This is a genomic window from Pseudomonas chlororaphis subsp. aurantiaca (genome assembly GCF_013466605.1).
Classification (GTDB): Bacteria; Pseudomonadota; Gammaproteobacteria; order Pseudomonadales; family Pseudomonadaceae; genus Aquipseudomonas; species Aquipseudomonas chlororaphis_I.
In genome coordinates this window covers 5,269,826-5,294,101 of record NZ_CP059162.1, presented here as the reverse complement: position 1 = coordinate 5,294,101, position 24,276 = coordinate 5,269,826, and the positions used below count along the sequence as shown (strand labels likewise).

24 protein-coding genes are annotated in these 24,276 nt (G+C 61.4%); 14 read left to right on the top strand and 10 right to left on the bottom strand.

Annotation, left to right across the window (positions count from 1 at the left end; genetic code table 11):
* The first annotated feature begins 9 nt into the window (after window positions 1-9).
* Window positions 10-792, top strand: a complete 783-nt coding sequence (locus H0I86_RS24080) for an SDR family NAD(P)-dependent oxidoreductase (protein WP_180922443.1) — start codon at window positions 10-12, stop codon at window positions 790-792.
* Between the two features lie 67 nt (window positions 793-859).
* Here H0I86_RS24080 and H0I86_RS24075 read toward each other — a convergent pair whose 3' ends face one another.
* Window positions 860-1,744, bottom strand: a complete 885-nt coding sequence (locus H0I86_RS24075; RefSeq protein ID WP_180922442.1) for a helix-turn-helix domain-containing protein — start codon at window positions 1,742-1,744, stop codon at window positions 860-862.
* Between the two features lie 420 nt (window positions 1,745-2,164).
* On the opposite strand from H0I86_RS24075, the gene H0I86_RS24070 reads away from it, so the two are divergent.
* From H0I86_RS24070 to H0I86_RS24015, 12 genes are all read left to right on the top strand, one after another.
* Complete coding sequence (locus H0I86_RS24070; RefSeq protein WP_009050447.1) at window positions 2,165-2,356, top strand: Flp family type IVb pilin; 192 nt, start codon at window positions 2,165-2,167, stop codon at window positions 2,354-2,356.
* Window positions 2,357-3,054: 698 nt separating this feature from the next.
* Window positions 3,055-3,246 (top strand): Flp family type IVb pilin, encoded by a 192-nt coding sequence (locus tag H0I86_RS24065; RefSeq protein ID WP_180922441.1) that lies wholly within the window; start codon window positions 3,055-3,057, stop codon window positions 3,244-3,246.
* Between the two features lie 27 nt (window positions 3,247-3,273).
* A complete protein-coding gene (locus H0I86_RS24060; RefSeq protein WP_180922440.1) occupies window positions 3,274-3,792 on the top strand; it encodes an A24 family peptidase in 519 nt (172 codons plus the stop codon).
* A 14-nt stretch (window positions 3,793-3,806) separates the two neighbouring features.
* Window positions 3,807-5,126, top strand: a complete 1,320-nt coding sequence (locus H0I86_RS24055; protein ID WP_180922439.1) for a DUF8689 domain-containing protein — start codon at window positions 3,807-3,809, stop codon at window positions 5,124-5,126.
* A gap of 16 nt (window positions 5,127-5,142) precedes the next feature.
* On the top strand, window positions 5,143-5,949 hold the full coding sequence (gene cpaB / locus H0I86_RS24050) for a Flp pilus assembly protein CpaB (protein ID WP_180922438.1): 807 nt from the start codon (window positions 5,143-5,145) through the stop codon (window positions 5,947-5,949).
* Between the two features lie 37 nt (window positions 5,950-5,986).
* Window positions 5,987-7,324, top strand: coding sequence for a TadE/TadG family type IV pilus assembly protein (locus tag H0I86_RS24045; protein ID WP_180922437.1), 1,338 nt, complete (start codon window positions 5,987-5,989; stop codon window positions 7,322-7,324).
* Between the two features lie 8 nt (window positions 7,325-7,332).
* Entirely contained in the window at window positions 7,333-7,803 is a 471-nt protein-coding gene (locus H0I86_RS24040) for a TadE/TadG family type IV pilus assembly protein (protein ID WP_180922436.1), read from the top strand.
* Entirely contained in the window at window positions 7,803-8,306 is a 504-nt protein-coding gene (locus tag H0I86_RS24035; protein ID WP_180925903.1) for a TadE/TadG family type IV pilus assembly protein, read from the top strand. Before H0I86_RS24040 ends, H0I86_RS24035 begins: the two co-directional genes overlap by 1 nt.
* Window positions 8,300-9,520: an AAA family ATPase gene (locus tag H0I86_RS24030; protein ID WP_180922435.1), complete on the top strand. Its 1,221-nt coding sequence runs from the start codon at window positions 8,300-8,302 to the stop codon at window positions 9,518-9,520. The genes H0I86_RS24035 and H0I86_RS24030 overlap by 7 nt, the downstream gene beginning before the upstream one ends.
* A 3-nt stretch (window positions 9,521-9,523) precedes the next feature.
* A complete protein-coding gene (locus H0I86_RS24025; protein ID WP_180922434.1) occupies window positions 9,524-10,957 on the top strand; it encodes a TadA family conjugal transfer-associated ATPase in 1,434 nt (477 codons plus the stop codon).
* Between the two features lie 2 nt (window positions 10,958-10,959).
* On the top strand, window positions 10,960-11,946 hold the full coding sequence (locus tag H0I86_RS24020) for a type II secretion system F family protein (RefSeq protein ID WP_180922433.1): 987 nt from the start codon (window positions 10,960-10,962) through the stop codon (window positions 11,944-11,946).
* Window positions 11,947-11,973: 27 nt separating this feature from the next.
* Entirely contained in the window at window positions 11,974-12,942 is a 969-nt protein-coding gene (locus tag H0I86_RS24015) for a type II secretion system F family protein (protein WP_180922432.1), read from the top strand.
* A gap of 74 nt (window positions 12,943-13,016) precedes the next feature.
* Here H0I86_RS24015 and H0I86_RS24010 read toward each other — a convergent pair whose 3' ends face one another.
* The 3 genes from H0I86_RS24010 to H0I86_RS24000 form a co-directional block, all read right to left on the bottom strand.
* A complete protein-coding gene (locus H0I86_RS24010) occupies window positions 13,017-13,289 on the bottom strand; it encodes a DUF3613 domain-containing protein (RefSeq protein WP_180922431.1) in 273 nt (90 codons plus the stop codon).
* Between the two features lie 2 nt (window positions 13,290-13,291).
* Window positions 13,292-14,014 (bottom strand): tetratricopeptide repeat protein, encoded by a 723-nt coding sequence (locus tag H0I86_RS24005; RefSeq protein WP_180922430.1) that lies wholly within the window; start codon window positions 14,012-14,014, stop codon window positions 13,292-13,294.
* A 107-nt stretch (window positions 14,015-14,121) separates the two neighbouring features.
* A complete protein-coding gene (locus H0I86_RS24000; RefSeq protein ID WP_180922429.1) occupies window positions 14,122-15,366 on the bottom strand; it encodes a type II and III secretion system protein family protein in 1,245 nt (414 codons plus the stop codon).
* Window positions 15,367-15,902: 536 nt separating this feature from the next.
* Here H0I86_RS24000 and nadA point away from each other — a divergent pair.
* Entirely contained in the window at window positions 15,903-16,961 is a 1,059-nt protein-coding gene (nadA, locus tag H0I86_RS23995) for a quinolinate synthase NadA (RefSeq protein WP_009050431.1), read from the top strand.
* 62 nt (window positions 16,962-17,023) lie between these two features.
* Here the strand turns inward: nadA and H0I86_RS23990 are convergent, their stop codons facing one another.
* The 6 genes from H0I86_RS23990 to gcvH all read right to left on the bottom strand — a co-directional run bounded on the left by H0I86_RS23990 (window position 17,024) and on the right by gcvH (window position 24,168).
* Window positions 17,024-17,512 (bottom strand): RDD family protein, encoded by a 489-nt coding sequence (locus H0I86_RS23990; RefSeq protein WP_009050430.1) that lies wholly within the window; start codon window positions 17,510-17,512, stop codon window positions 17,024-17,026.
* Between the two features lie 97 nt (window positions 17,513-17,609).
* Window positions 17,610-17,822 carry a cold-shock protein gene (locus tag H0I86_RS23985; protein ID WP_007931076.1) on the bottom strand — a complete coding sequence of 71 codons (213 nt, stop codon included), beginning with the start codon at window positions 17,820-17,822 and terminating at the stop codon, window positions 17,610-17,612.
* Between the two features lie 391 nt (window positions 17,823-18,213).
* Window positions 18,214-19,338 (bottom strand): glycine cleavage system aminomethyltransferase GcvT, encoded by a 1,125-nt coding sequence (gene gcvT / locus H0I86_RS23980; RefSeq protein ID WP_180922428.1) that lies wholly within the window; start codon window positions 19,336-19,338, stop codon window positions 18,214-18,216.
* A gap of 41 nt (window positions 19,339-19,379) precedes the next feature.
* Window positions 19,380-20,756, bottom strand: a complete 1,377-nt coding sequence (locus H0I86_RS23975) for an L-serine ammonia-lyase (RefSeq protein ID WP_180922427.1) — start codon at window positions 20,754-20,756, stop codon at window positions 19,380-19,382.
* A gap of 160 nt (window positions 20,757-20,916) precedes the next feature.
* Window positions 20,917-23,775, bottom strand: a complete 2,859-nt coding sequence (gene gcvP / locus H0I86_RS23970) for an aminomethyl-transferring glycine dehydrogenase (protein ID WP_180922426.1) — start codon at window positions 23,773-23,775, stop codon at window positions 20,917-20,919.
* A 9-nt stretch (window positions 23,776-23,784) separates the two neighbouring features.
* Window positions 23,785-24,168, bottom strand: coding sequence for a glycine cleavage system protein GcvH (gene gcvH, locus H0I86_RS23965; RefSeq protein WP_180922425.1), 384 nt, complete (start codon window positions 24,166-24,168; stop codon window positions 23,785-23,787).
* Between the last annotated feature and the right edge of the window lie 108 nt (window positions 24,169-24,276).

Sequence of the window (24,276 nt, the reverse complement as noted above, 5' to 3'; positions counted from 1 at the left end):
AACCGTCATATGAACAATGAGAAAGGGGCTGGCATGCAGGCCGTGTACGCGGATCTCAACGGCAAGACCGTATTGATTTCCGGTGGTGCCTCGGGAATTGGCGAAGCCCTGGTTTGCGCCTTTGCCCAGCAAGGCGCCAAGGTCGCGTTCGTGGACATGGCGCAAAGCCAGGGCGAGGAGTTGGCGGCCCGGTTATCGGCGCAGGGCCATTGCGTGGCGTTCGCGCCCTGCGACGTCACCGACGAGGCTGCTTACCAGGCCGCGATCGAGCGTTTTGCGCAAACACTGGGGCCTGTCACGGTGCTGGTGAACAATGCCGCCAATGACGTGCGGCACAGCCTGGAGGAAGTCGACTCTGCGAAATTCGACAAGCTCATTTCGGTCAATCTCAAGCACGCCTTTTTCGCCAGCCAGGCGGTGGTGCCGATGATGAAGGCCGCCGGTGCCGGCAGCGTGATCAACCTGGGTTCCATCGGCTGGATGATGGCCTCCAGCGGGTATCCGGTCTATGCGGCCAGCAAGGCGGCCACCCACGGCATGACCCGGGCCCTGGCGCGGGAATTGGGGCCCTGGCGGATCCGGGTCAACACCCTGGTGCCCGGCTGGGTGATGACCGAAAAACAGCTGGCGTTGTGGGTGGACGATGCCGCCCGCGAGCTGATCAGCCGCAGCCAATGCCTGCCGGGCAGCGTGGAGCCCGGGCATATCGCGCAGATGGCGCTGTTTCTGGCGTCCGATGCGTCCGCCATGTGCTCGGCGCAAAACTTCATCGTCGATGGCGGCTGGGTATAGCACCCGGCGAACGACGCCGTGACCCCGCCAGAATGGCGGCGCGGCGTCGGCGAGTGGGTGCTCAAGTTCATCGGCCTTCGATACGCAGCGGCAGGCTGTCGATCACCTGAGACAGCGTTTGCTCCAGTTCCGCCTCTTCTTTCTTTACCAGTTCCGGGCTTCTTCGGCGTTGTCGGTATTCGCTGGGGCTGGCGCCCGCGAACTGCTTGAAGGCGCGGGCAAAGTAGGACGGGTCCTTGAAGCCGACCTCATAGCCGATGCTGGTAATGGGCATCTGGCTGTTGTCGAGCAGATTCTTGGCGCAATCCATGCGCTTGCTCAGGATGTAGTCCATGAACCCCAGGCCATGGACCTCCTTGAACAGCCGGCTGAAGCGAAACGTGGTCATGCCACAACGTTTGGCCAGCTCCTTCTGGTCGATGCTTTCACGAAAATTCTGCTCGATGTACAGCAGCACATCGCTGAGTGCCTGATGTTTCTGGTGCTCTACGGTCAGTCGGATGCTGTCCGGCAGGGACGGGCCGTGTTCGATCTGCAGCGTCTTGTTGCGGGGGCCGCTGCTGTGGCGCAGTTCGTAGAGCTGCTTCAGCGCATGCAGGAAGCGCCGGATCTCGGCACTCGAGAGCGGGAGCACCATGTATTCCCAGACGCGCGAACGCATGGCCCAGACCGCAAGTTCTTCGGAGTGCTGCACCGTGAACATGGCGATGGGAATGGAGGGAATCTTGTGTTTGATCTCCAGCAACAGATTGAGCCCCGGCATGTCCGGGCGGTCATAGTGCATGCAGATCATGTCCGGCAGGGGATGAGTGTCCTTTTCGGGCAGAGACGCGTCTTTCGACACCCGGCAATCGCAGGCTGGGCGAAACAGCGCGATCAGTTCTTCAGAGGACCGCTCGCGCGTGAGGTCGAACCATAACAGAGAGGGTTTTTGGACCGACTCAGGTTTCATTTCCTTATTCCTTCCTGGTGTCTCACTGTCACTTCCTGGGCTGTCAGTATCGCCATTGTGCTTTGCGGGCAAAGGATCAAGTTCTGATAGCGCTTCATAAATTTTCTTGATTACCTTCTATGTCTGACAGCGAGATAAGAGTCACAGGCAGCTCCTTGCTGTTGCGATCGCCTTTTCTTGCACCACCGGCCACGGCTGAATCAATTTAGTATTATATGAGAACAGTTCCTTTTCTGAAAAAATCCATCTGCCAGGTTTAGTTTCATTGGAGTTTCTTTGCTGTCTTGCCAGGCAGCGCAAAAAAGTCCTAGAAACCGGCAATAAACTCCTAACTCTTTGTGTTAGCCCCTGACTAGGATTCAGTCAGGCGGCACAAATACTGATCGCCTTAAAGCAACTTTCTTATAAGAGGTGAACAAGATGAAACTGCAAACAATCAAAACTTCGGTGCTGGCCTTCATCAAGGATGAAGATGGTTTGACCATCGTGGAATATGCCGTGGCCGGTGGTCTGATTACGCTGGGCGCCGTTGCCGCGTTCGTGACCCTGGGCGGCAACGTGGCCACTGCCATCACCAGCCTGGGTTGTGCTGTTCAGGGCCAGGTGTGCTAACGACAGCCGTTGTGCCGAATCCTCGGTCCTGGGCTGGAGCTGCTTGTCGCTCGTACGCAGCCAGACTTCTCGGGTCTGGCTGCGATGAGCGGTTTCCCTCGGGCTGAGGCCGTACCTGTGGTCCATGTGTGTTTTCCACCTTTTTCTGTCTACTCTCGCCTGGACAGATGGAGCCTTCTCAATCGGTATGTGCAGTCAGCGCACAGTACATGACAGATGGCTCCAGTCTTGGTCTCGAACGAGACAAATCGTCAAATGACCTTGGGCCGAGCACGGCTCCCATCGCTCTGCAGCGGCCTGCAAATTCTCTTTGCAGCTTCTGGAGTATCGTCGCTGTATCGCTTGCGTGAAGATCAAATCCTGATATGGAAGCCTCGGTTTACTTCGTTTCGCACTATGGTTTGGGGGCAGCGAACATGGCCGGGGCTTTTGTCTTTGTCGGCTAGTGGCTCAGGCCGGTCTCGCATCGAGGGCAAGTCTGTTTCAAGGTGGCTCTTCAATTATTCCTTCCTTAGATAAGCCATCTGTTCCTTGGGGGATGTTGTTCCTGGTGCTTTTTTGCATCTTTCAACAACAGCAATAAAGTCCTAACGATCAGCAAAAAACTCCTAACCCTCCCAATGCTCCCCTGACTAATGTTCAACCAGGCAGTACGCAAGTGCTGCTCTTACATAAAAACACTTGAGTGAGGTGGAAAAATGAATCTGCAATCGATCAAGACTTCGGTCATCAAGTTCGCCAAAGACGAAGACGGCCTGACCATTGTGGAATATGCAGTGGCCGGTGGCCTGATCACTTTGGGCGCTGTTGCTGCGTTTGTGACTCTGGGCGGCAACGTGGCCACTGCCATCACCAGCCTGGGATGCGCCGTCCAGGGTCAAGTCTGCTAACACCAACTTCCACCGAGGGCTGCAGTCATGGGCAAAGAGCAATTATTCGTTGTTGCATTGATGCTGGGACTGCTGGGGATTGCGGTGGTGAGCGATCTTCGCCGCCACCGTATTCCCAACCTCTTGGTGCTGTTGGGGCTGGGACTGGGGATTGCCGGCCAGGTCTATTCCTCAGGCGTCATCGGGTTTGGTTATGGACTGCTGGGCATGTCGATCGGTTTTGCCGTTTTTCTTCCCCTGTACGCCTTTGGCGGGATGGCAGCCGGCGACGTCAAGCTCATGGCCATGGTTGGCACTTTTCTCACTCCGCAGCACGCCCTCTGGGCTGCGTTTTTCAGCCTGATCGTCGGTGGCGCGTGCGGGGTACTGATCGTGTTGGTACGTGGTCAAGTTCAACGGACCATGGGGCGCTACTGGCAGATGGTGAGAGCCAGGGCCTATTTCCCGCCGGCGGATGATGAAGTGGCCGGCAAACCCTTTCCCTATTCGGTTGCGATCCTGCTCGGCACATTGGCCAGCTTTTACTGGTTGCCCCTTGGCCAGTAGCTCAGGAGAACATTATGTACGCCATCAGTAACAGCCGTCCGACCGGCAATGACCGGGAAGCAGTGCAGCGACTGGCTCCACAGCCACGCACGATCCTCGAGACCGGGCTGGCGGACAATTTCCTCGGAGACCTGGTCTGCAAGCATCTGCACGATGCGGGCGTACTGGACATGCCCCGACTGGTAGAGCGCCTGGCGCTGACGGGGGCGGTGGTTGAAGAAGTCCTGACCTTCCTGCGTCAGGATCATCGGGTCGAGATCCTTGGCCAGGCCGGTGGCCAGGGCTTGCGCTACGGGCTGACCGAGCGCGGCCGCAATGCTGCCCGCGATGCCTTGTCGCGCAGTGGCTATATCGGCGCGGCGCCCTTTCCGGTGAGCGCCTACCGCTCGCTGCTCAAGGTACAGACCATTCACCATGGCCGTATCAGCGCCCGAGACATGCAGGCGTCCTTCGGCTCCATGGTGCTGGCGCAGAACATGCTCGATCAGCTGGGCGTAGCCCTGAACTCCGGGCGCGCCATCATGATTTACGGGCCGGCGGGGACGGGCAAGACCTATGTCAGCAGCCGGTTGATCCGGCTGTTTTCCGAGTCCATCTGGGTGCCCCATGCCATTGCGATCAACGATGCGGTGATCGAGATCTACGACCCTCAGGTACACCGGCGTCTGGATGTCGGCGATCCGCAGAACAGCCTGATGCTCAATGAGGGGATCGACCGCCGGCTCCTGTGCTGTGAACGGCCGATCGTCATCACCGGCGGCGAGCTGACCATGGAACAGCTGGATATCCGCTACGACCCCTTCACTCGCCAGTACCAGGCGCCGTTGCAGCTCAAGGCCAGCAATGGCCTGTTCGTCATCGACGACATGGGGCGCCAGCGCATGGCCCCCGCGGAGTTGCTCAATCGCTGGATCGTGCCGATGGAGGAGAAACGCGACTTCCTCAACCTCGGCGGCGGTCGGCACTGCGAGTTGCCGTTCGACCTGATCCTGGTGTTTTCCACCAACCTGAACCCGTTGGAACTGGCCGACGAGGCGTTCCTGCGGCGGATTGGCTACAAGCTGCAGTTCGGCTACCTCAAGCCCGAGGAGTACGAACGTATCTGGATTCAAGAGACGGAGCGCCTGAACATCCAATACGACCCGCTGCTGTTGCGCTACGTCCTGGATGAACTCTATGGCGCTGAAAACATGCCGCTGGTGCCTTGCCACCCGCGGGATCTCTTGAGCATGGCGCTCGATCGCCAGCGTTATGTGGGCGCCAGCGGACCGCTGTCAACCCTGGAACTGGAGTGGGCCTGGCACAGCTACTTCGTCCAGCTCGATTTTCTTTGAGTAAGGAGATTTCGACATGAGTTCTCGTACTTTCACTCTGGTGGCCTTGTCCGTGGTTCTGGGCCTGGGCGCGGCATGGATGGCCAACACCTGGCTCAATGCAAGGCTCAATGCCACCCCCGACGATAACCAGCAGAACGTGGTGGTGGCGACCGTGGAAATCGCTTTCGGGCAAATGGTCGAGCCACAGCAGGTCGCGCTGGTCCGCATGCCCAAGGAGACGGTGCCCGAGGATGCTTTCGACGCGACCGATAAGGTCGTGGGCAAGATCGCCACCTTCTCCATGCTGCGCGGCGACATCCTGCGCGGTGCGCGCCTGGCCGAACACCTGGGCGGCAGCACCCTGGCGTCGCTGATCGAGCCCACCAAGCGTGCGATCTCGGTCAGGGTGGACGACGTGGTCGGCGTGGGTGGGTTCCTGTTGCCGGGTAACCGGGTCGATGTGCTGGCTACCCGGCAGACCGGCAATACCGGCGACGCCGAATCCAAGACCATCCTGGAAGACCTGCGGGTGCTGGCGGTGGACCAGACGGCCAGTACCGACAAGACCCAACCGGTGGTCGTGCGCGCCGTGACCCTGGAAATGACCCCCCTGCAGGCCGAGGAATTGGTCAAGGGGATGGCGGCCGGCAAGCTGCAACTGGCCCTGCGCAACCCGCTGGACAACCAGAAGCAACCGGCGATGGTCGAGCCGGTCGCGATGATCCAGGAAGTGCCTGCCCCTCCCGTGGTGCGGCCGATTGTCCGTCGTCGCGCCAGCGGCGATAGCGGGATCACGGTGATCCGTGGGATCGAGGTCAACGTTGTGAAGTCCCAGCTGTAAATGATCGGGTACGACATAGACGAACAATGAGGGCTTGATGATGAGTGCGCATATCCAACAGCCACTGAGTGCATTTCCACGGCAGCAGCGCGGCGCAATGCTTGTACTGGTAGTGATTGCCCTGGCCGCGATGCTGCTAATGGGGGCCCTGGCGCTGGATGGCGGTCATATGCTGGTGAACAAGTCCCGCCTGCAAAATGCGGTGGATGCGGCGGCGCTGAGCGGTGCCAAGACGCTCAGCACAGTCATGGGCACGACAGGGGCCGCGAGCCTGACGCAGACCGCTGCGCTCAATACCCTGACCCTGAATGCCAATGCCAGCGGCAATCAGGAACTGGCCGCCGCCATCGGCAACAATGTCGGCGGTTTTGCCACGGTAGAGCTGGCATCCACTGTCTATGGGCCTTTCTCTTTCCCGGGGCCGGCCAATGCGAGCTATGTGCGGGTGACGGTCACCAACTATTCCCTGGCCGGATTCTTCTGGGGCGTCTTTCAGACCTTGGGCAATGGCGTCGGTAACAAGTTTGTGAGCGCGGTCGCTACCGCCGGGCCAAGCCCCGCCAGCCCTTGCGACCTCACGCCACTGATGGTGTGCGGCGATCCAACGAAAAACAACCCGTCCACCGGGATGTTCTGGGGGTTCCAGTTCGGCGATCCGCAGGTGTTGAAAACCGCCGCAGGCAACAGCTCGCCGATTGGCCCCGGCAACTTCCAGCTGCTCGATTTCGGCTCGGGCGGCAGCACGGTCAGGCAGGGGCTGGCAGGCGGCATCAACCAGTGCAACAGCGTCGGTTCGAATGTCCAGACCAAGCCGGGGAACACCGTCGGGCCTGCCTCGCAGGGCCTCAATACGCGTTTCAACGAGTATTCCGGCGGCCTCAAGGCGGCGGACTACCCACCGGACCTGGTGATCACGGTCAACCAAAAGTCGTTCACTTACGACGATGCGCTCGCGCAGATTCAGTACAACAATCAGGCGGTTACCTCGAGCAACGGCAATCTGTCCGCGGGCGGCAGCGCCTTGTACGACTACCACGACTGGGTACAGGACTCCGCCAGCTGCGTTACCGGTAGCGGTGGAGGCTGCCAGAACGGCGGGGCGTTCGAACGGCGGATCATCAAGATCGTGATCGGTGACTGCACGGGCAAGAACGACGGGGCGTCGTCGATACCGGTGCTGGGGTTCGGCTGCTACTTCGTCCTGCAGCCCGCTTCGCAAAAGGGCAATGAGTCGCAGATATTCGGTCAGTTCCAGAGTGTGTGCGAAGGCGACAACGTGCCAGGCCCCAACCCGGCCAATACCACCGGGCCGCAGATCATCCAGCTGTACAAGACCTATATCGACAACAGCCAGACGCCAAGTACCGACTCTTAGGAGGCTTTATGGGACGCACAGGATTCAGATCGCCGCGCAACCAGGGCGGGTTGGCGATGGTGGAGCTGGTGTTGACGCTGCCGCTGCTGCTGTTGCTGATGCTGACCTTCGCCGAGTTCGGCCGCATGTTGTTCCAGTACAACAGCCTGATGCAGGCCAGTCGCGACGCCGGGCGTTATGTCGCTGACAAGGCGTGGAACTCCACCCTCGGCAAGCTCGACCTGAGCGGCACGCTGCAGACCCAGGCCAAGAACGTCGCCGTCTATGGCGTGCCCGCCAACCCCAACGGCTACCCGGCGGTGGTGACGGGGCTGACGCCGGCGAATGTCGCGGTCACCGCGGTGGGGGCCGAGCATGTCCAGGTCAGCATTACCTACACCTATGTGCCGGTGATCGGCAGTGCCTTGCCCGCCTTGTATGGCAGCAACGTGCCGCTGGGCCTGGCCTTGACTTCCACTGTCGTCATGAGGGCCTTGTGATGAACGCCAAAGGCATGCGTGGGCTGTACACCGTCGAGTTCGCGATCACCAGCCTGGTGCTGTTCACCGTGCTGTTCGGTGTGCTGGAAATGGGCCGGCTGTACTTCACGGTCAATGCCCTGAATGAAACCGTGCGCCGCGGCGCCCGCCTGGCGGCGGTGTGCGATATCGACGATCCAGTGATTCTGCGTCGGGCGATGTTCAACGCTTCTACCGACAGCGGTCCGAGCAGCCTGCTCAATAACCTGACGTCCGCCAACCTGGACCTGGTTTATCTGGACGCCAACGGCGCGGAAGTTACCAGCCCCAACGATCTGAGCGGCAGCAACGGCTTCGTCGCCATTCGGTATGTCCAGCTACAGGTATCCAATTTCAGTTTCAATCTGCTGATTCCTGGGTTCAACGGGGTGTTTGTTCTACCGGTATTCAGGTCGACCGTGCCACGTGAAAGCCTCGGTCGGCAGCCCCAGGCAGCAGTCACACCGGAGATCACACCATGTTGAGTACCCGAGAAGCGCCAGTCGTCGCTGCTGCTACTGAAAAGCAAGGCAAACGCCTGCTGATCAGTGGGCGCGACGCGACTACCTTGAATCATCTGAAAGCGTTGAGCCAGGGTCTGCCGAATCTGCAGGTCAGCACTCGCCTGGTGAGCAACGGGCATACCGATCCGCTGTATGGGCTGGAGCAGATGCCCGACTTCCTGCTGTTGCGCGTCAGCCATCTGTGGCGTGAAGAGCTGGCGGCCTTGTTGCAGCATCCGCTCAAGGAGCGCCCACCGCTATTGGTCTGCGGCCCGCTGGATGAGCGCGAGGGCATGCGCCTGGCAATGCAGGCCGGCGCCCGGGACTTTCTCCCCGAGCCGGTAGCGGCCGAAGAGTTGCAGGCGGCCATCGGCCGTATGCTCATGGAGGCCAATGCGGAGCTGGGAATCGGTGGCAAGGTGATTGCGGTGATGAATGCCAAGGGCGGTTCGGGAGCCTCGATGCTGGCTTGCAACCTGGCGCATCAGCTCGCCACCCGCGGTGGCAGGACCCTGCTGCTGGACCTGGACCTGCAGTTCGGCAGCGTGGCGCATTGCCTGGATGTGGTGCCTGCCCACAGCCATGTGGATGTGCTGAAGCAGGTGGAGTCCCTGGACAGCATCGCCTTGCGTGGCTATTGCAACCACTTCAGCCCGACCCTGCATGTACTGGGCGGGCGTACCGGGGAGCTGTGCCTGACGCAGGATGTGCACCTGGACCAGCTGGAAAAACTGTTGCGCCTGGCCCGTGGGACCTACGACTGGGTGGTGGTGGATCTGCCGCGGCAGATCGATCACCTCACCGGCGTCACGCTCGAACAGGCCGATCGCATCTACGTCGTGTTGCAGCAGAGCCTGAGCCACCTGAAGGACGGCACCCGCCTGACTCGCATCCTGCGCGACGACCTGAATGTGCAAAGCAACCGGATACAGGTGGTGGTCAACCGCTACAACAAGACCTCGCCGGTGAGCCTCAAGGATGTTACCGATGCCCTGCGCTGCCCGAACCCGCAAACCCTGCCCAATGACTATGCGGTGGTCAGCGAGAGTCAGAACACCGGTGTGCCGCTTGAACTGCATGCTCCACGTTCGGTTGTGACCCTGGCGCTGCGCGAGCTGACCCAGAACCTGATCGGAATCGAGGTCGCCGAGAAGAGTTTGTTCAAACGTACCTTCAATCGTCTGTTCGGAGGCTAGGCCATGCTCAGCGACTTTCGTAATCGCCTGCGTCAGCAACCCGGCAAACAGGCACCGGCAGAGGCGCAGGATGCGTCCCTCGACAGTAAAGAGTGCGCCAGCGTGCTCATGGCCTGGGAGGCCAGTGTGCCGGACCTGCTCTATGAAACCAGGACCAAGCTCGGCTCGATGGAGGCCGAGTGGCGGGAAAAGATCTACCAGCAGTTGCTCAAGGTCATGGACCTGTCGCTCCTCGATTCCCTGGAGCCGGCCGAGGCCGGGCGGCAGATCCGCGACATCTGCCAGCGCCTGCTCGATGAGCATTCGGCGCCGGTCAATGCCAGCAGCCGCCAGTTGATCCTCAAGCAGATCGCCGACGAAGTGCTCGGCCTCGGGCCTCTGGAACCGCTGCTGAATGACGCCAGTGTGTCCGACATCCTGGTCAACGGTCATGCCTCGGTGTACGTCGAGCGCTTCGGCAAGCTGCAACGAACGGATGTGCGTTTTCGCGACGACCAGCACCTGCTGAATATCATTGATCGCATCGTTTCCAGCCTGGGGCGGCGCATCGATGAGTCCTCGCCGCTGGTGGACGCTCGCCTGAAGGACGGCTCGCGGGTCAACGCCATCATTCCACCGCTGGCCATCGACGGACCGAGCATGTCGATCCGCCGCTTCGCCGTGGATTTGCTCAACACCGAGAGCCTGGTGCAGATGGGCACCCTGACCCCGGGCATCGCCCTGATGCTCAAGGCCATCGTCCGCGGCCGGCTGAATGTCCTGATCTCCGGAGGGACCGGCAGTGGCAAGACCACCATGCTCAACGTGTTGTCCAGTTTCATTCCGCACAACGAGCGGATCGTGACCATCGAGGACTCGGCCGAGCTGCAACTGCAGCAACCCCATGTGGTGCGCCTGGAAACCCGGCCGTCGAACATCGAGGGCCGTGGCGAGGTGGGCCAGCGGGAACTGGTGCGCAACAGCCTGCGTATGCGGCCGGACCGCATCGTGATCGGTGAGGTGCGTGGCGCCGAGGCGCTGGACATGTTGACGGCGATGAATACCGGCCACGACGGCTCGCTGACCACCATCCACGCCAACACCGCCCGCGATGCCCTGGGACGGATCGAGAACATGGTGTCGATGACGGGGGCGACCTTTCCGATCAAGGCCTTGCGTCAGCAGATCGCTTCGGCCATCGGTGTGGTCATCCAGCTGGAGCGGCAGGAAGACGGTACGCGGCGGCTGGTCAGCGTGCAGGAAATCAACGGCATGGAAGGGGAAATCATCACCATGACCGAGATCTTCGCTTTCGTGCGCAATGGCCTGGGCGAGAAAGGCGAGGTACTGGGCGAATTCCGCCCCACCGGCATGGTTCCGGCGTTTCGCGATGTACTGGCTAAACGAGGCATCGAGCTGCCGCTCAGCCTGTTCCGGCCAGACTGGATGGAGGGCTAGTCATGAATCAAGTCCCCAGTGAATTTATCCTGGCGTTTCTCGGCATGGTGTTCACCGCCATATTCCTGCTCAGCCAGAGCGTGGCGGTGCCGGTGTTCGGCGAGGCCGGCAAGGTGCGCAAGCGTATTCGCAGCCGCCTCGACCTGCTGGAGCGGGCCAGTAACCTGGAGAACATGCAGTCGGTACTGCGCCAGAAATACCTGCGTCGCCTGTCCCCACTGGAGGCGCGCCTGGAGCAGTTGCCGGCGATGGAGGCCCTGGCGCAGATGATCGAGCAGGCCGGACACGAATACCGCGCCTATCGGGTGCTGATGCTCAGCCTGGTCCTGATGCTGGCGGCGGGTATGCTGCTGTGGCTGTTCACGCAACTGTGGTGGGTGGCGCTCCCGGCGGCGGCTGTGGCCTTCTGGCTGCCGGTGCTGAAGATCTCCCGGGACCGCAACAAACGCTTTGCCCTGTTCGAGGAGCAGTTGCCGGATGCACTGGACGCCATGTGCCGGGCGCTGCGTGCCGGGCATCCGTTCAACGAAACCCTGCAATTGGTGGCCGACGAGCACAAGGGGCCGGTTGCCCACGAGTTCGGCCTGACCTTTTCCGACATCAACTACGGTAACGATGTGCGTCGGGCCATGCTTGGCCTGTTGGAGCGCATGCCGAGCATGACGGTGATGATGCTGGTGACCACTGTGCTGATCCATCGCGAGACGGGTGGCAACCTGACGGAGGTGCTGGATCGTTTGAGCAGCTTGATTCGCGGGCGCTTCCGCTTTCAGCGCAAGGTCAAGACGCTCTCGGCCGAAGGGCGCATGTCGGGCTGGATCCTGGTGGCGATGCCTTTTGTACTGGCGGCGGGGATTGTGATTTCGAGCCCGACCTATCTGCCTCTGCTCATCAATGAGCCGCTGGGACAGAAGATGGTGCTTGGCGCGTTTGTGGCGATGCTGCTGGGAATCTTCTGGATACGCAAGATCATCCGGATTCAGGTGTGAACACAATCACTCGTAGGGGGTGAGGTCATGGAGTATCTACTGAGCCTGATCAATCGTCTGGTCGGTAACGAACAACTGGCGCGCATGGTCTTCGCCGGGGCCATAGGCCTGAGCGTGGTGCTGGCCGTGGCGACCCTGGTGTTGCTGGTGCAGGGCCTGCAGGACCCCGTGCATCGCCGTCTTCTGCTGATCAAGCGCGGCCATGGCGACGGTCACCGGCAGCAGGGCGCGCCGAGCAACCTGCAATTGATGCTGGAGCAGGTTGGCCAGCGTTTTGTCTCCGGTGAGCAGGAGCAAGCCTCGGCGACCCGGACCTTGCTGACCCATGCGGGCTTTCGCTCCCCGGCCGCTGTCCAGATGTACTGGGCGGTGCGCCTGCTGACGCCGTTGGCATTGGTGGCGCTGGCGGTCATGGCGCTGCCGCTGATACCGAAGGTATCGCTGCTTCTGGGGATGGGGCTGGTGATCCTGGCGCTGGGGGTAGGCTGGCTGGTACCGGCCATCTATGTCGACAGCCGCAGGAACGCGCGGATGACCCGTTTGCTCGTCGCCTTTCCGGATGCGCTGGACTTGATGGTGGTCTGCGTGGAATCAGGCCTTGCCTTGCCCCAGGCGATCGAGCGGGTGTCGGAAGAGATAGCGGTCAGCCAGCCCGACCTGGCCATGGAGCTGGCACTGGTCAACTCCGAGATCCGGGCCGGGATTCCCAGTACCGAAGCGCTCAAGCATCTGGCCGAGCGTACCGGGCTGGAGGACATTCGCGGGTTGGTGAGCCTGTTGGCGCAGAGTATTCGCTTCGGGACCAGCGTGGGGACGACCCTGCGTATCTATGCCGAGGAGTTTCGTGACCGGCGTACTCAGCAGGCTGAAGAGAAAGCCGCGAAAATCGGCACCAAACTGGTGTTTCCACTGATCTTCTGCCTGTGGCCAAGCTTCTTTCTGGTAGCCATAGGACCGGCGATCATCGGCGTCTTCAAAGTATTCGGGAAGTTATGAAAGAGGGGAGGGGCAAGGGCCATCGGCATGGATGGCATTGCCCCCTCTGAACTGAACGCCATCGGGACCTGTTGTCACTTCGAACCACCTGAACCACCCGAGCCTGTGTACTCCTTGTAGTACTCGGGGATCGGGTGTTTGTAGTTGTCCAGCCAGCGTTGCAGGGTCAGTTCCCGTTCGCTGGGCGAGGCGTTCTGCGGGATGGGCGACTTGACCTGGTTACGACTCTGCAGCAGCAGCCAGGTTTCGGTCGACTGTTGTGACAGGGATGCCGGGCCGGGTTCGATGGCCTGGGTCACCAGCGGAAGAAGCAGGAGCCCCAGGCAGCTAAGCGTTTGGTATTTCATCACTACCTCTGCGTTATTGGTTGATTGACACTTGATGGCGACGATTCCGTGGCAGTGACTGCCTGACTGTTAGCTGCCTTCTTCGTCGCGTTCCTGAGTTTTTCGGCCCGCTCCTTGGCGTTGGTGACTTGTTCGGGCTTCAGGCCGGCACGATTGACCAGGTCCGAGGCCTGTTTCCAGTTACCTTGATAAATCAGCAGGGTCACCAGGTTGAGGGTTGCCAGCTGATCGTCCTGTTTCAGCTCCATGGCCGTGAGGAACTCGAAGCGGGCTTGCCTGGTATCCCCCTGGTTGAGGTAGACCACCCCCAGATCGTTGCGGATTTTCTCGTCGGTGGGGGACAGGCGCGCTGCGCGTTTCAGATGTTCCAGGGCCAGAGCGTTATCGTTGCGTGACGCTGCCAGTTGACCCAGGCCATGCTCGCCTTCGGCGGCCAGGCAGGTGCTGAGCAGGCTGCGGTACAGCGGTTCGGCCTCGCTTTGGCCGAGCTGGCGATAGATCTTGGCCTTGCGCATGCGGACCTGCGGCAGGTCTTCGGGCAGGCGTTGCAGATTGGCCAGGCCGGCGTGCAGCTTGCCTTCGCCGATCATGTCGTCGGCCAGGCTCAGCGACAGTTCCTGATCCGAATCCAGTTTGCTGCATGCCTGCTTCGACCAGGCACTGCCGCCGTTCGTGGCGCAGCCGCTGAGCATGAGCAGCCCCAACGCAGCAATGACTACTTTCATTTTTCGCTCCTGGAACAATCCGTTTGTCGAGGAATGGCCAACACCGGACTTGCCGAGTCCGGTGTCATCGAGCCTGAGCGTGGCCAGCAATGAGCCAGAACCCTGGTTCATTGCGAAAGCCCGCTGGCGGCCTGGTCATAATTGCCGTTTTCCAGGAAGTACAGACGGAACCAGTTCGGGTCGTAGTTGCGCAGTGGCTCGCCAGGCAGTACCGGCAACTTGGCGTTGACCGCCAGCGGTTGCACCAGATGCGGGGTGACGATCATCAGCAGTTCCTTCTCTTCGCGCCTGATCGAAGAATCACGGAAGAATGCACCCAGGATCGGAATCTCTCCCAGGCCGGGGAACTTGCTCACGGCCGTGGTATTGGTGGTGCTGATCAGGCCGCTGATCACGAAACTCTCACCGTCGGCCAGGGAGATGCTGGTGTCGGTGCGACGCACAACCAGGGCTGGCACCGAGATGCCGTTGACGGTAATCCCATTGTTGAAGTCCAGTTCGCTGACTTCCGGGGCGACCTTCAAGGCGATGCGGTCATTTCCGACTATCGTGGGGGTCAGGGTCAGGCGAATACCGAATTCCTTGTACTGGATGGTAATACTGTCGCTGCCGCTGCTGGGGACCGGGATCGGCACTTCACCACCGGCCAGGAAGCTTGCGCTCTGTCCGCTCAGCGCCACCAGGCTCGGACGCGCGAGGGTATAGGCAAAACCACTGCCTTCCAGGGCGTTGATCAGCCCCAGGACGTTACCGCCGCCAAAGCCGATATTGAACTGGCCGTTGTTGAGCGGTATGTTCGGCCTGACGCCACCGATATTGCCGGGTGTCACCGTCACCAACGGGACGGTGCCCGGGGAGCTGAACAGGAAGTTGCCGCTCTTGCCGAAGATCGAGGTGCCGGCCTCTTTCAGCTTGGTGCGGCTGACTTCGACAAAACGGATATCGGTCTGCACCTGGCTGGCCAGAGCCGGATCTTCGGAGGGGGGCAATAGCGAACTCACCATCGAATGAGGGCCTTTGCCCTGAACGAACACCATGCTCTGGCGGGGTTCCTTGTCGCATGCCGTCCAGACCATCAGGCTGGTGGCGCCGGGTGCAATGCCGGTCAGCAGGTATGAATCTCGCCCATTGAGGTACACATCGGCAATTTTCGGGTCGCCGACGGCCAGTCGGGTAATGGCAACGGGGGAGTGCATTATCGTCTGCTGACCCTCTCCCACTTCCACCGTCGACGGCAGTGGCTGCAATCCAGCGCAGTTATTTGATGCCGCCATGGCCATCCCGGTGGGGAGGCCAGCGACAATCAATGTCCACGCCACTCTCCTGAGCACCTGTACATAATCACTGTTCATGCACTGCTTCCTTGTTTGGGCTGGGAAAACCGCAAGGGCCGGTCAGCAGGGATCATTTCTCCGTCATCTGAACCAGAGCCCGCCAAGTGTTGCTGCAACCAACCAGCAGTTAGCTGTTTCTGTAACTGACGTTAGCGCAGAAAGATAAAATTGCTATGAAGTGTAAAAAAACGTCCGGTCGATAGAGGGGATTCAGCGCCGGGCCGGGACTCGCCCGCGTGTAATGCTCATAAATGGTGCAAGTGCGCATTGCGCGTCACTGAACCGTTTGCGCCGTGGCGCTCTTGCCGAGGCTGTAATTCTCAGGTTTTCGTGCCCCTTGGCCGGTGCCTGCTCCATGCCGGGGCGAGCCGCGTGACACTGGCGTGACACAGGTCAGAATCATCTTTTATATCAAGGGGATATTCTGTAGCCTTGCGCAGTTTCAACGCTGCACCTACCTGATGAATACTCACTCTCCCGGCGGTACCCTCAACGGGTCCGGAGCCGGGTGTATACTCGACTTTCGCGCATAAGCGCCCGCAGGTCTTGCGATCATGACGCACATTTCCGAACGCCTTCTGGTTCAGGCCCACCTTGACGCCAAACAGCCCAAGCCGCTGACGGCCGCAGAGGAAGCCCATTACCGTGCCGCGATTGCTGCCGAGCTCAAGGCTCAGGACGCCGTGCTGGTGGCTCACTTCTACTGTGACCCGGTGATTCAGGCCCTGGCCGAAGAGACTGGCGGCTGCGTGTCCGATTCCCTGGAAATGGCCCGTTTCGGCAACGCTCACCCGGCCAAGACCGTGGTGGTCGCCGGTGTCAGGTTCATGGGCGAGACGGCGAAGATCCTCAACCCCGAGAAACGCGTGCTGATGCCCACCCTGGAGGCCACCTGTTCCCTCGACCTGGGGTGCCCGGTGGAAGAGTTCTCGGCGTTCTGCGACCAGCATCCGGAGCGCACCGTGGTGGTCTATGCCAACACTTCGGCAGCGGTCAAAGCCCGTGCCGACTGGGTGGTGACCTCCAGCTGCGCCCTGGAAATCGTCGAAAGCCTGATGGATAACGGCGAAACCATCATCTGGGGGCCGGATAAGCATCTGGGCACCTACATCCAGCGCCAGACCGGTGCCGATATGCTGCTGTGGGACGGTGCCTGCATCGTCCATGAAGAGTTCAAGTCCAAGCAACTGGAGGACATGAAGGCGCTCTATCCCGATGCGGCCATTCTGGTCCACCCGGAATCGCCGACCTCGGTGATCGAACTGGCCGACGCGGTGGGTTCCACCAGCCAGCTGATTGCCGCCGCGCAACGTTTGCCGAACAAGACGCTGATCGTGGCGACCGACCGCGGCATCTTCTACAAGATGCAGCAGCTGTGCCCTGACAAGGTGTTTATCGAGGCGCCTACGGCCGGTAACGGCGCGGCTTGCCGCAGCTGCGCCCATTGCCCGTGGATGGCCATGAACACCCTGGAGCGCACCTTGCAATGCCTGCGTGAGGGTAGCAACGAGATATTCGTCGACCCGGCGCTGATTCCCCAGGCCATTCGCCCGCTCAAGCGCATGCTCGATTTCACCCAGGCCGCGCGGATGAAGCTGGCGGGCAATGCCTGATCGCCTTCTACAAGCGCACAGAAAAACGCCCCGAATGTCGGGGCGTTTTTGTCTGCGGCGAATTATTTTTTCTGTTTGGGAATGCGCACGATCTGGCTGGACGAGTAGATGTCGTGCCAGCTGCGTTTCTGCTTGTCCACCAGGACCCAGATGAAACCCAGCCCGGCGCATAGCCAGGACGCGATCGAGACCATGAAGCGCAGGAGGGCCTGCCACAGGCTGATGCTGCTGCCGTCGGCGTTCTGCACGCGAATGCCCCAGACCTGCATGCCCAGAGTCTGGCCGGAGTGGGTCCAGAACTTGGCGAAGAAAGCGAACAGCACGAACAGCAGGACGGTCGAGTAGAGGGGGTCGCCGTCCAGGGCGCCGGACTCGGTCAGGGTGCGCATCCGGGTTTCACCGAGGATCTGCAACTGGATGAACTTGTAGATGCCGCCCGTGACGATCAGCAGTGCGGTGCACAGCAGGAAATCATAGAACATCGCTGCCAGACGACGGCCCAGGCCAGCGGCGGGAAAATCGCCCTGGGGGGTTAGCAGGTGCTTTGGCATCACAGGCCTCTCGATCGAAAAAAGAAGCCATTTTACGGAATTGCGCGCACAAAAAAGCCCCTGATGTCAGCATCAGGGGCTTTTTCGTTACAGACGATCAGCCTTCGGCTTGAACTTCGTCAGCCTGCATGCCTTTTTGGCCCTGCACAGCGATGAAGGTCACTTTCTGGCCTTCTTTCAGGCTCTTGAAGCCGTTGCCCTGAATAGCGCGGAAATGCACGAACAGATCCGGACCGCTTTCTGGAGTGATAAAACCAAAACCTTTCTCGTCGTTAAACCACTTGACGGTACCGCTCTGACGTTGGGACATTTCTTATTTCCTTTGACGCTAAAAAATTAATGACAGTCTCTTTCTCATGAAGGAGTACTGGGCTGGGTTGCAGGAAAGTAAGAGACGTCGAACGGGTGTAGCAAACTTGTTGGCTACTGCCCAGGTCACGATTCCAAGCGACCCATGCAAACACAGTGGGGAAACTCTACGCCAACTATGGGAGAAAAAACAAGCCCTGCGAAACCCCGGTTTTCCTCAGCTTGCGGCTGTTTGCCGGAACTAGGCGTCTGGGCTTATTCGATAGAGTTGTTCAATTGTTTTCAACTGTTATAAGGCAAGTTCAATATCGAAAATATGCACTATTTTATGGCGGTTGCGTTACAGATTAGTGCACTTTTAACGCAACCGCGTTACTTATAGAAACAGTTGATCAACCGCGATAGTAGCGTTGTGCAACGAATGGCATTTTGCTTACAAGCATTGGCACCTTTTTCCCACGAACAATTGCCCAAACTGGCGTATCGAGTGCGACATAAGCGCTATCGATGTAACCCATGGCCAACGGACCGCCCAGGGTCGGACCAAAACCGCCGCTGCAAACACTACCGATTACCTCGCCCGCTTCGTTGACGATTTCCGCGCCTTCGCGCACGGGTGTGCGTTCCTGGGGCAGCAGGCCCACTCGTTTGCATTGCACGCCATTGAGTTGTTGGGCGAACACCTGCTCCGCGCCCGGGAAACCGCCGGCCCGCGCGCCATCGGCACGACGCGGCTTGGAGATGGCCCACAGCAGGCTGGCCTCGATCGGGGTGGTCTGGCTATTCATGTCATGGCCATACAGGCACAGGCCGGCTTCCAGGCGCAGCGAGTCACGGGCGCCGAGGCCGATCGCCGCCACTTCCGATTCGGCCAGCAGGGCGCGGGCCAGGGTTTCGGCGTTGGCCGCCGGCACCGAGATTTCGAAACCGTCTTCGCCGGTGTAGCCCGAACGGCTGACAAAACAGTCCACGCCCAGCAGCTTCACGCGGGTGAATTGCATGAACGTCATCTTCGCCACTTCCGGCGCCAGGCGCGCCAGCACGGTGACGGCCGCCGGGCCTTGCAGGGCGAGCAGGGCGCGCTCCTCGAACAGCGGCTCGATACTGCACGCCTGGCCAATGTGCTGGCGCAGATGGGCCAGGTCCTGCTCCTTGCAGGCGGCGTTGACCACCAGGAACAGTTCGTCGTTGCCCAGGTTGGCGACCATCAGGTCGTCGAGGATGCCGCCGTTTTCATTGGTGAACATGGCATAGCGCTGCATGCCCACGGGCAGGTCGATGATGTCCACCGGCACCAGGGTTTCCAGGGCCTGGGCGGCATTGGCGCCGCTCAGGCGGATCTGGCCCATGTGCGAGACGTCGAACAGGCCGGCCTGCTCGCGGGTGTGCTGGTGTTCTTTCATCACGCCCAGCGGGTATTGCACAGGCATGTCGTAACCGGCGAATGGCACCATCCGCGCGCCGAGTTCGAGGTGCAGCGAATGCAGCGGGGTCTTCAACAGTGTTTCGGTGGACATGTTCAGCTCCTGGGTAAACGTGAGATGCGTGTGTGCCTGCATCAGCACTCGATGATGTTGACTGCCAAACCGCCGCGGGCGGTTTCCTTGTATTTGCTTTTCATATCGGCGCCGGTCTGGCGCATGGTGCGGATCACCTTGTCGAGCGAGACGAAATGTTGCCCGTCGCCCCGCAGGGCCATGCGCACGGCGTTGATCGCCTTGACCGAACCCATGGCGTTGCGCTCGATGCAGGGCACCTGCACCAGGCCGCCGATCGGGTCGCAGGTCAGGCCGAGGTTGTGTTCCATGCCGATCTCGGCGGCGTTTTCCACTTGTTGCACCGTGCCGCCGAGCACTTCGCACAGGGCGCCGGCCGCCATCGAGCAGGCCACGCCGACCTCGCCCTGGCAGCCGACTTCGGCGCCGGAGATGGAGGCGTTTTCCTTGTAGAGAATGCCGATGGCGGCGGCGGTCAGCAGGAAACGCACGACCCCGTCTTCGTTGGCGCCGGGGATGAAGCGCATGTAGTAGTGCAGCACCGCCGGGATGATGCCGGCGGCGCCATTGGTGGGCGCGGTGACGACGCGCCCGCCGTTGGCGTTTTCTTCGTTGACCGCCAGGGCATACAAGTTGACCCAGTCCAGCACCGACAAGGAATCGCGCAAGGCCGCCTCGGGGTGCTTGCACAGCTGGCGGTGAAGGGCGGCCGCACGGCGTCTGACCTTCAGGCCTCCCGGCAGGATCCCTTCGTTGCGGCAGCCGGCATCCACGCAGTCCTGCATCACTTGCCAGATCTTCAGCAGGCCGGCGCGGGTTTCCGCTTCCGGTCGCCAGGCACTTTCGTTGGTCAGCATCACCTGGCTGATGGACAAGCCATAGGTGGTGCAATGGCCGAGCAAGTCCTTGGCGCTCTTGAAGGGGAAGGTCAGCTTGGTGGTGTCTTCGACGATACGGTCGGCCCCCGCGGCGTCCTCGTCGACCACGAAGCCGCCGCCCACCGAGTAGTACTCGCGGCTGCGGATCTGCAACCCGGCGGCATCGAAGGCACGGAAGATCATGCCGTTGGGGTGGTAGGCCAGGGGTTTGCGGATCATGGCCAGGTGTTCTTTCTCGTTGAACGCGATGACGTGTTCGCCGAGCAGGGTCAAGCGTCCGCTGCTGCGTATTTCCTGCAGGCGCGCGGCGATGTTTTCGGTATTCACGCTATCCGGGTGTTCACCTTCCAGGCCCAGGAGCACGGCCTTGTCGCTGCCGTGGCCCTTGCCGGTGGCGCCGAGCGAGCCGTACAGCTCGACCTTGACGCAGGTGGTGGCGCCCAGCAGTCCGTCACGCCGCAGGCCTTCGACGAAGCGCGCGGCCGCGCGCATCGGGCCAACGGTGTGGGAGCTGGAGGGGCCGATGCCAATCTTGAACAGGTCGAACACGCTCAAGGACATGTTGGTTCTCCGGTTTCTTATTGTGTTGATCGGCACGCACGGGGGGAAGCGGGTGTTGCGGTTCGCTCTAGCCGGTATTCGTCGCCAGCCGCCTCGCCCCTACAGGTATACGCAGAAACCGTAGGAGCGAGGCTTGCCCGCGATGGACGGCGATGCCGTCTTAGGCGTCCTGATAGCTTTCGATCGACGGGCAGGCGCACACAAGGTTGCGGTCGCCGAACACGTTGTCGACGCGGCCGACCGGAGGCCAGTACTTGCCTTCGATCAGCGAGGCGACCGGGTACACCGCCTGTTCACGGCTGTAGGGGTGCGACCACTCGCCAACGATTTCCTTTGCTGTGTGCGGGGCGTTTTTCAGCGGGTTGTCGTCCTTGTCCAGGCTGCCGTTTTCCACCGCACGGATTTCTTCGCGGATGCGGATCATGGCGTCGCAGAAGCGGTCCAGCTCTTCCCTGGATTCGCTTTCGGTCGGCTCGATCATCAGGGTGCCGGCCACCGGGAACGACATGGTCGGGGCGTGGAAGCCGAAGTCGATCAGGCGCTTGGCGACGTCGTCGACGCTGATGCCGCTGCTGTCCTTGAGCGGGCGCAGGTCGAGGATGCACTCGTGGGCCACCAGGCCGTTGCTGCCGGTATAGAGCACCGGATAGTGCTCTTCCAGGCGACGGGAGATGTAGTTGGCGTTGAGGATTGCCAGCTGCGAGGCACGCTTGAGGCCTTCGCCGCCCATCATGCGGATATACATCCAGGTGATCGGCAGGATGCTCGCGCTGCCGAACGGCGCGGCGCAGACCGCGCCTTCCTTGCGCTCCATGGCCGCGTGGCCCGGCAGGAACGGCGCCAGGTGCGACTTGACGCCGATCGGGCCGACGCCCGGGCCGCCACCGCCGTGGGGAATGCAGAAGGTCTTGTGCAGGTTCAGGTGCGACACGTCGCCACCGAACTTGCCCGGGGCGCAGAGGCCGACCATGGCGTTCATGTTGGCGCCGTCGATGTACACCTGGCCGCCGTTGTCGTGAATGATGCCGCAGATCTCGCGGATGCCTTCCTCGAACACGCCGTGGGTCGACGGGTAGGTGATCATCAGCGCGGCGAGGTGCTCGCGGTGCTCGATGGCCTTGGCCCGCAGGTCTTCGATATCGACGTTGCCACGGGCGTCGCAGGCGGTGACCACCACGCGCATGCCGGCCATGTTGGCGGTGGCCGGGTTGGTGCCGTGGGCGGACGAAGGGATCAGGCAGATGTCGCGACGGTCGTCGCCACGGCTCTGGTGATAGGCACGAATGGCCAGCAGGCCGGCGTATTCGCCCTGGGAGCCGGCGTTCGGTTGCAGGGACACCGCGTCGTAGCCGGTGGCGGCGCAGAGCATGGCTTCCAGTTCGGACGTCAGCTGCTGGTAGCCGGCGCTTTGCTCGGCCGGGGCGAACGGGTGCAGGGCACCGAACTCGGCCCAGGTGATCGGGATCATTTCGCTGGCGGCGTTGAGCTTCATGGTGCACGAGCCCAGCGGGATCATGGTGCGGTCCAGGGCCAGGTCCTTGTCCGCCAGTTTGCGCAGGTAGCGCATCAGCTCGGTTTCCGAGTGATAGCGGTTGAACACCGGGTGGCTGAGGATCGCCGACTGGCGCACCAGCGGCGCCGGGATATGGCTCTGTACCGTGCTGGCCAGCGCGGCGAAGTCCGGCAGCGCCTGACCGTCGGCCAGCAGGCTCCACAGGGCCTCTACATCGGCTTGGCCGGTGGTTTCGTCGAGGGACAGACCCAGGCGCTCGGTGTCTATCACCCGCAGGTTGATGCGCTGGGCGCGGGCCTTGTCGTGCAGCGCCGAGGTGCGCGCGCCGGTGTGCAGGGTCAGGGTGTCGAAGAAGCTTTCCTGCTCGACCTTGATCCCCAGCTTGCTCAGGCCCTGGGCCAGGATCGCGGTCAACTGGTGGATGCGTCGGGCAATCCGGGTCAGGCCTTTGGGGCCGTGGTACACGGCGTACATGCTGGCGATGTTGGCCAGCAGCACCTGGGCGGTGCAGATGTTGCTGGTAGCTTTCTCGCGACGGATATGTTGCTCGCGGGTCTGCATGGCCAGGCGCAGCGCCGGCTTGCCGAAGCGGTCCACGGACACCCCGACCAGGCGGCCCGGCATATCGCGCTTGAACGCGTCCTTGGTGGAGAAGTAGGCCGCATGCGGGCCACCGAAGCCCAGCGGCACGCCGAAGCGCTGGGCACTGCCGATGGCCACGTCGGCGCCGAATTCACCCGGCGGGGTCAGCACGGTCAATGCCAGCAGGTCGGCGGCGACCGCCACCAGGGCGTTGGCGGCGTGGAAGCGCTCGGTCAGCTCGCGGTAGTCGAACAGGTCACCGTTGCTCGCCGGGTATTGCAGCAGGGCGCCGAAGAACGGGCTGACGTCGGTCAGTTTGCGCTCGTCGCCGACCACCACGTCGATGCCCAGCGGCTCGGCACGGGTGCGCAGCACGTCGAGGGTCTGCGGGTGGCAATGGCTGGAGGCGAAGAAGGCGTGGCTGCCCTTGTTCTTGCTCAGGCGTTTGCAGAAGGTCATGGCTTCGGCGGCGGCGGTGGCTTCGTCGAGCAGGGAGGCGTTGGCGATCGGCAGGCCGGTGAGGTCGCTGATCAGGGTCTGGAAGTTCAGCAGCGCTTCCAGGCGGCCCTGGGAGATTTCTGGCTGGTACGGGGTGTAGGCGGTGTACCAGGCCGGGTTTTCCAGGAGGTTGCGCAGGATCGGCGACGGCGTATGGCAGTTGTAGTAGCCCTGGCCGATGTAGGTCTTGAACAGCTGGTTCTTGGCGGCGATGGCCTTGATCGAGGCCAGTGCGTCGGCTTCGCTCTGCCCGGCGGGCAGGTCGAGGACGCTGGTGCCCTTGATGCTGTCGGGGATCACGCTGGCGCTCAAGGCTTCCAGGGAGTCGAAGCCCAGGCTGTTGAGCATGGCTTGCTCGTCGTCCTGGCGCGGGCCGATGTGGCGCGCGATGAATTCGTTGGCGGTGCTCAGGTTGACTTGAGTCATGGCGGCTCCTCAGGCTTCGGCGTTGGCTTTGATCAGGCGGTCGTAGGCGTCCTGATCCAGCAGTTGGCCGATAGCGGCGGCATCCGCGGGAATGAAGCGGAAGAACCAGCCGTCGCCCAGCGGGTCTTCGTTGACCAGCTCCGGGCTGGTGTCCAGGGCCGGGTTGGTTTCCACCACTTCCCCGTCCAGGGGCATGTACACGCCGCTGGCGGCTTTTACCGATTCCACGGTGGCGGCTTCAGCGCCCTTGTCGTAGGCCTGCAGTTCCGGCAATTGCACGAACACCACATCGCCCAGGGCGTTTTGCGCGAAAGCCGTGATGCCGACGGTAACGCTGCCATCGGCTTCGGTACGCAGCCATTCGTGATCTTCAGTAAAACGCAACTCGCTCATGGAAACTCCTCAAGGGGCCAGATTCGTCTGGTGGACGCGATTGAATGCTCGTGCAGGGCCGAGCTGGATGGACAAGTCCTTAGCAAAAATGCGGCCAATGTTTTTTAG

What these genes read in the sequence shown, in the direction of transcription:
- H0I86_RS24080 (WP_180922443.1), top strand. Translation starts at nt 10, where the DNA reads ATGAACAATGAGAAAGGGGCTGGCATGCAGGCCGTGTACGCGGATCTC.
- H0I86_RS24075 (WP_180922442.1), bottom strand. Translation starts at nt 1,744, where the DNA reads ATGAAACCTGAGTCGGTCCAAAAACCCTCTCTGTTATGGTTCGACCTC.
- H0I86_RS24070 (WP_009050447.1), top strand. Translation starts at nt 2,165, where the DNA reads ATGAAACTGCAAACAATCAAAACTTCGGTGCTGGCCTTCATCAAGGAT.
- H0I86_RS24065 (WP_180922441.1), top strand. Translation starts at nt 3,055, where the DNA reads ATGAATCTGCAATCGATCAAGACTTCGGTCATCAAGTTCGCCAAAGAC.
- H0I86_RS24060 (WP_180922440.1), top strand. Translation starts at nt 3,274, where the DNA reads ATGGGCAAAGAGCAATTATTCGTTGTTGCATTGATGCTGGGACTGCTG.
- H0I86_RS24055 (WP_180922439.1), top strand. Translation starts at nt 3,807, where the DNA reads ATGTACGCCATCAGTAACAGCCGTCCGACCGGCAATGACCGGGAAGCA.
- cpaB (WP_180922438.1), top strand. Translation starts at nt 5,143, where the DNA reads ATGAGTTCTCGTACTTTCACTCTGGTGGCCTTGTCCGTGGTTCTGGGC.
- H0I86_RS24045 (WP_180922437.1), top strand. Translation starts at nt 5,987, where the DNA reads ATGATGAGTGCGCATATCCAACAGCCACTGAGTGCATTTCCACGGCAG.
- H0I86_RS24040 (WP_180922436.1), top strand. Translation starts at nt 7,333, where the DNA reads ATGGGACGCACAGGATTCAGATCGCCGCGCAACCAGGGCGGGTTGGCG.
- H0I86_RS24035 (WP_180925903.1), top strand. Translation starts at nt 7,803, where the DNA reads ATGAACGCCAAAGGCATGCGTGGGCTGTACACCGTCGAGTTCGCGATC.
- H0I86_RS24030 (WP_180922435.1), top strand. Translation starts at nt 8,300, where the DNA reads ATGTTGAGTACCCGAGAAGCGCCAGTCGTCGCTGCTGCTACTGAAAAG.
- H0I86_RS24025 (WP_180922434.1), top strand. Translation starts at nt 9,524, where the DNA reads ATGCTCAGCGACTTTCGTAATCGCCTGCGTCAGCAACCCGGCAAACAG.
- H0I86_RS24020 (WP_180922433.1), top strand. Translation starts at nt 10,960, where the DNA reads ATGAATCAAGTCCCCAGTGAATTTATCCTGGCGTTTCTCGGCATGGTG.
- H0I86_RS24015 (WP_180922432.1), top strand. Translation starts at nt 11,974, where the DNA reads ATGGAGTATCTACTGAGCCTGATCAATCGTCTGGTCGGTAACGAACAA.
- H0I86_RS24010 (WP_180922431.1), bottom strand. Translation starts at nt 13,289, where the DNA reads ATGAAATACCAAACGCTTAGCTGCCTGGGGCTCCTGCTTCTTCCGCTG.
- H0I86_RS24005 (WP_180922430.1), bottom strand. Translation starts at nt 14,014, where the DNA reads ATGAAAGTAGTCATTGCTGCGTTGGGGCTGCTCATGCTCAGCGGCTGC.
- H0I86_RS24000 (WP_180922429.1), bottom strand. Translation starts at nt 15,366, where the DNA reads ATGAACAGTGATTATGTACAGGTGCTCAGGAGAGTGGCGTGGACATTG.
- nadA (WP_009050431.1), top strand. Translation starts at nt 15,903, where the DNA reads ATGACGCACATTTCCGAACGCCTTCTGGTTCAGGCCCACCTTGACGCC.
- H0I86_RS23990 (WP_009050430.1), bottom strand. Translation starts at nt 17,512, where the DNA reads ATGCCAAAGCACCTGCTAACCCCCCAGGGCGATTTTCCCGCCGCTGGC.
- H0I86_RS23985 (WP_007931076.1), bottom strand. Translation starts at nt 17,822, where the DNA reads ATGTCCCAACGTCAGAGCGGTACCGTCAAGTGGTTTAACGACGAGAAA.
- gcvT (WP_180922428.1), bottom strand. Translation starts at nt 19,338, where the DNA reads ATGTCCACCGAAACACTGTTGAAGACCCCGCTGCATTCGCTGCACCTC.
- H0I86_RS23975 (WP_180922427.1), bottom strand. Translation starts at nt 20,756, where the DNA reads ATGTCCTTGAGCGTGTTCGACCTGTTCAAGATTGGCATCGGCCCCTCC.
- gcvP (WP_180922426.1), bottom strand. Translation starts at nt 23,775, where the DNA reads ATGACTCAAGTCAACCTGAGCACCGCCAACGAATTCATCGCGCGCCAC.
- gcvH (WP_180922425.1), bottom strand. Translation starts at nt 24,168, where the DNA reads ATGAGCGAGTTGCGTTTTACTGAAGATCACGAATGGCTGCGTACCGAA.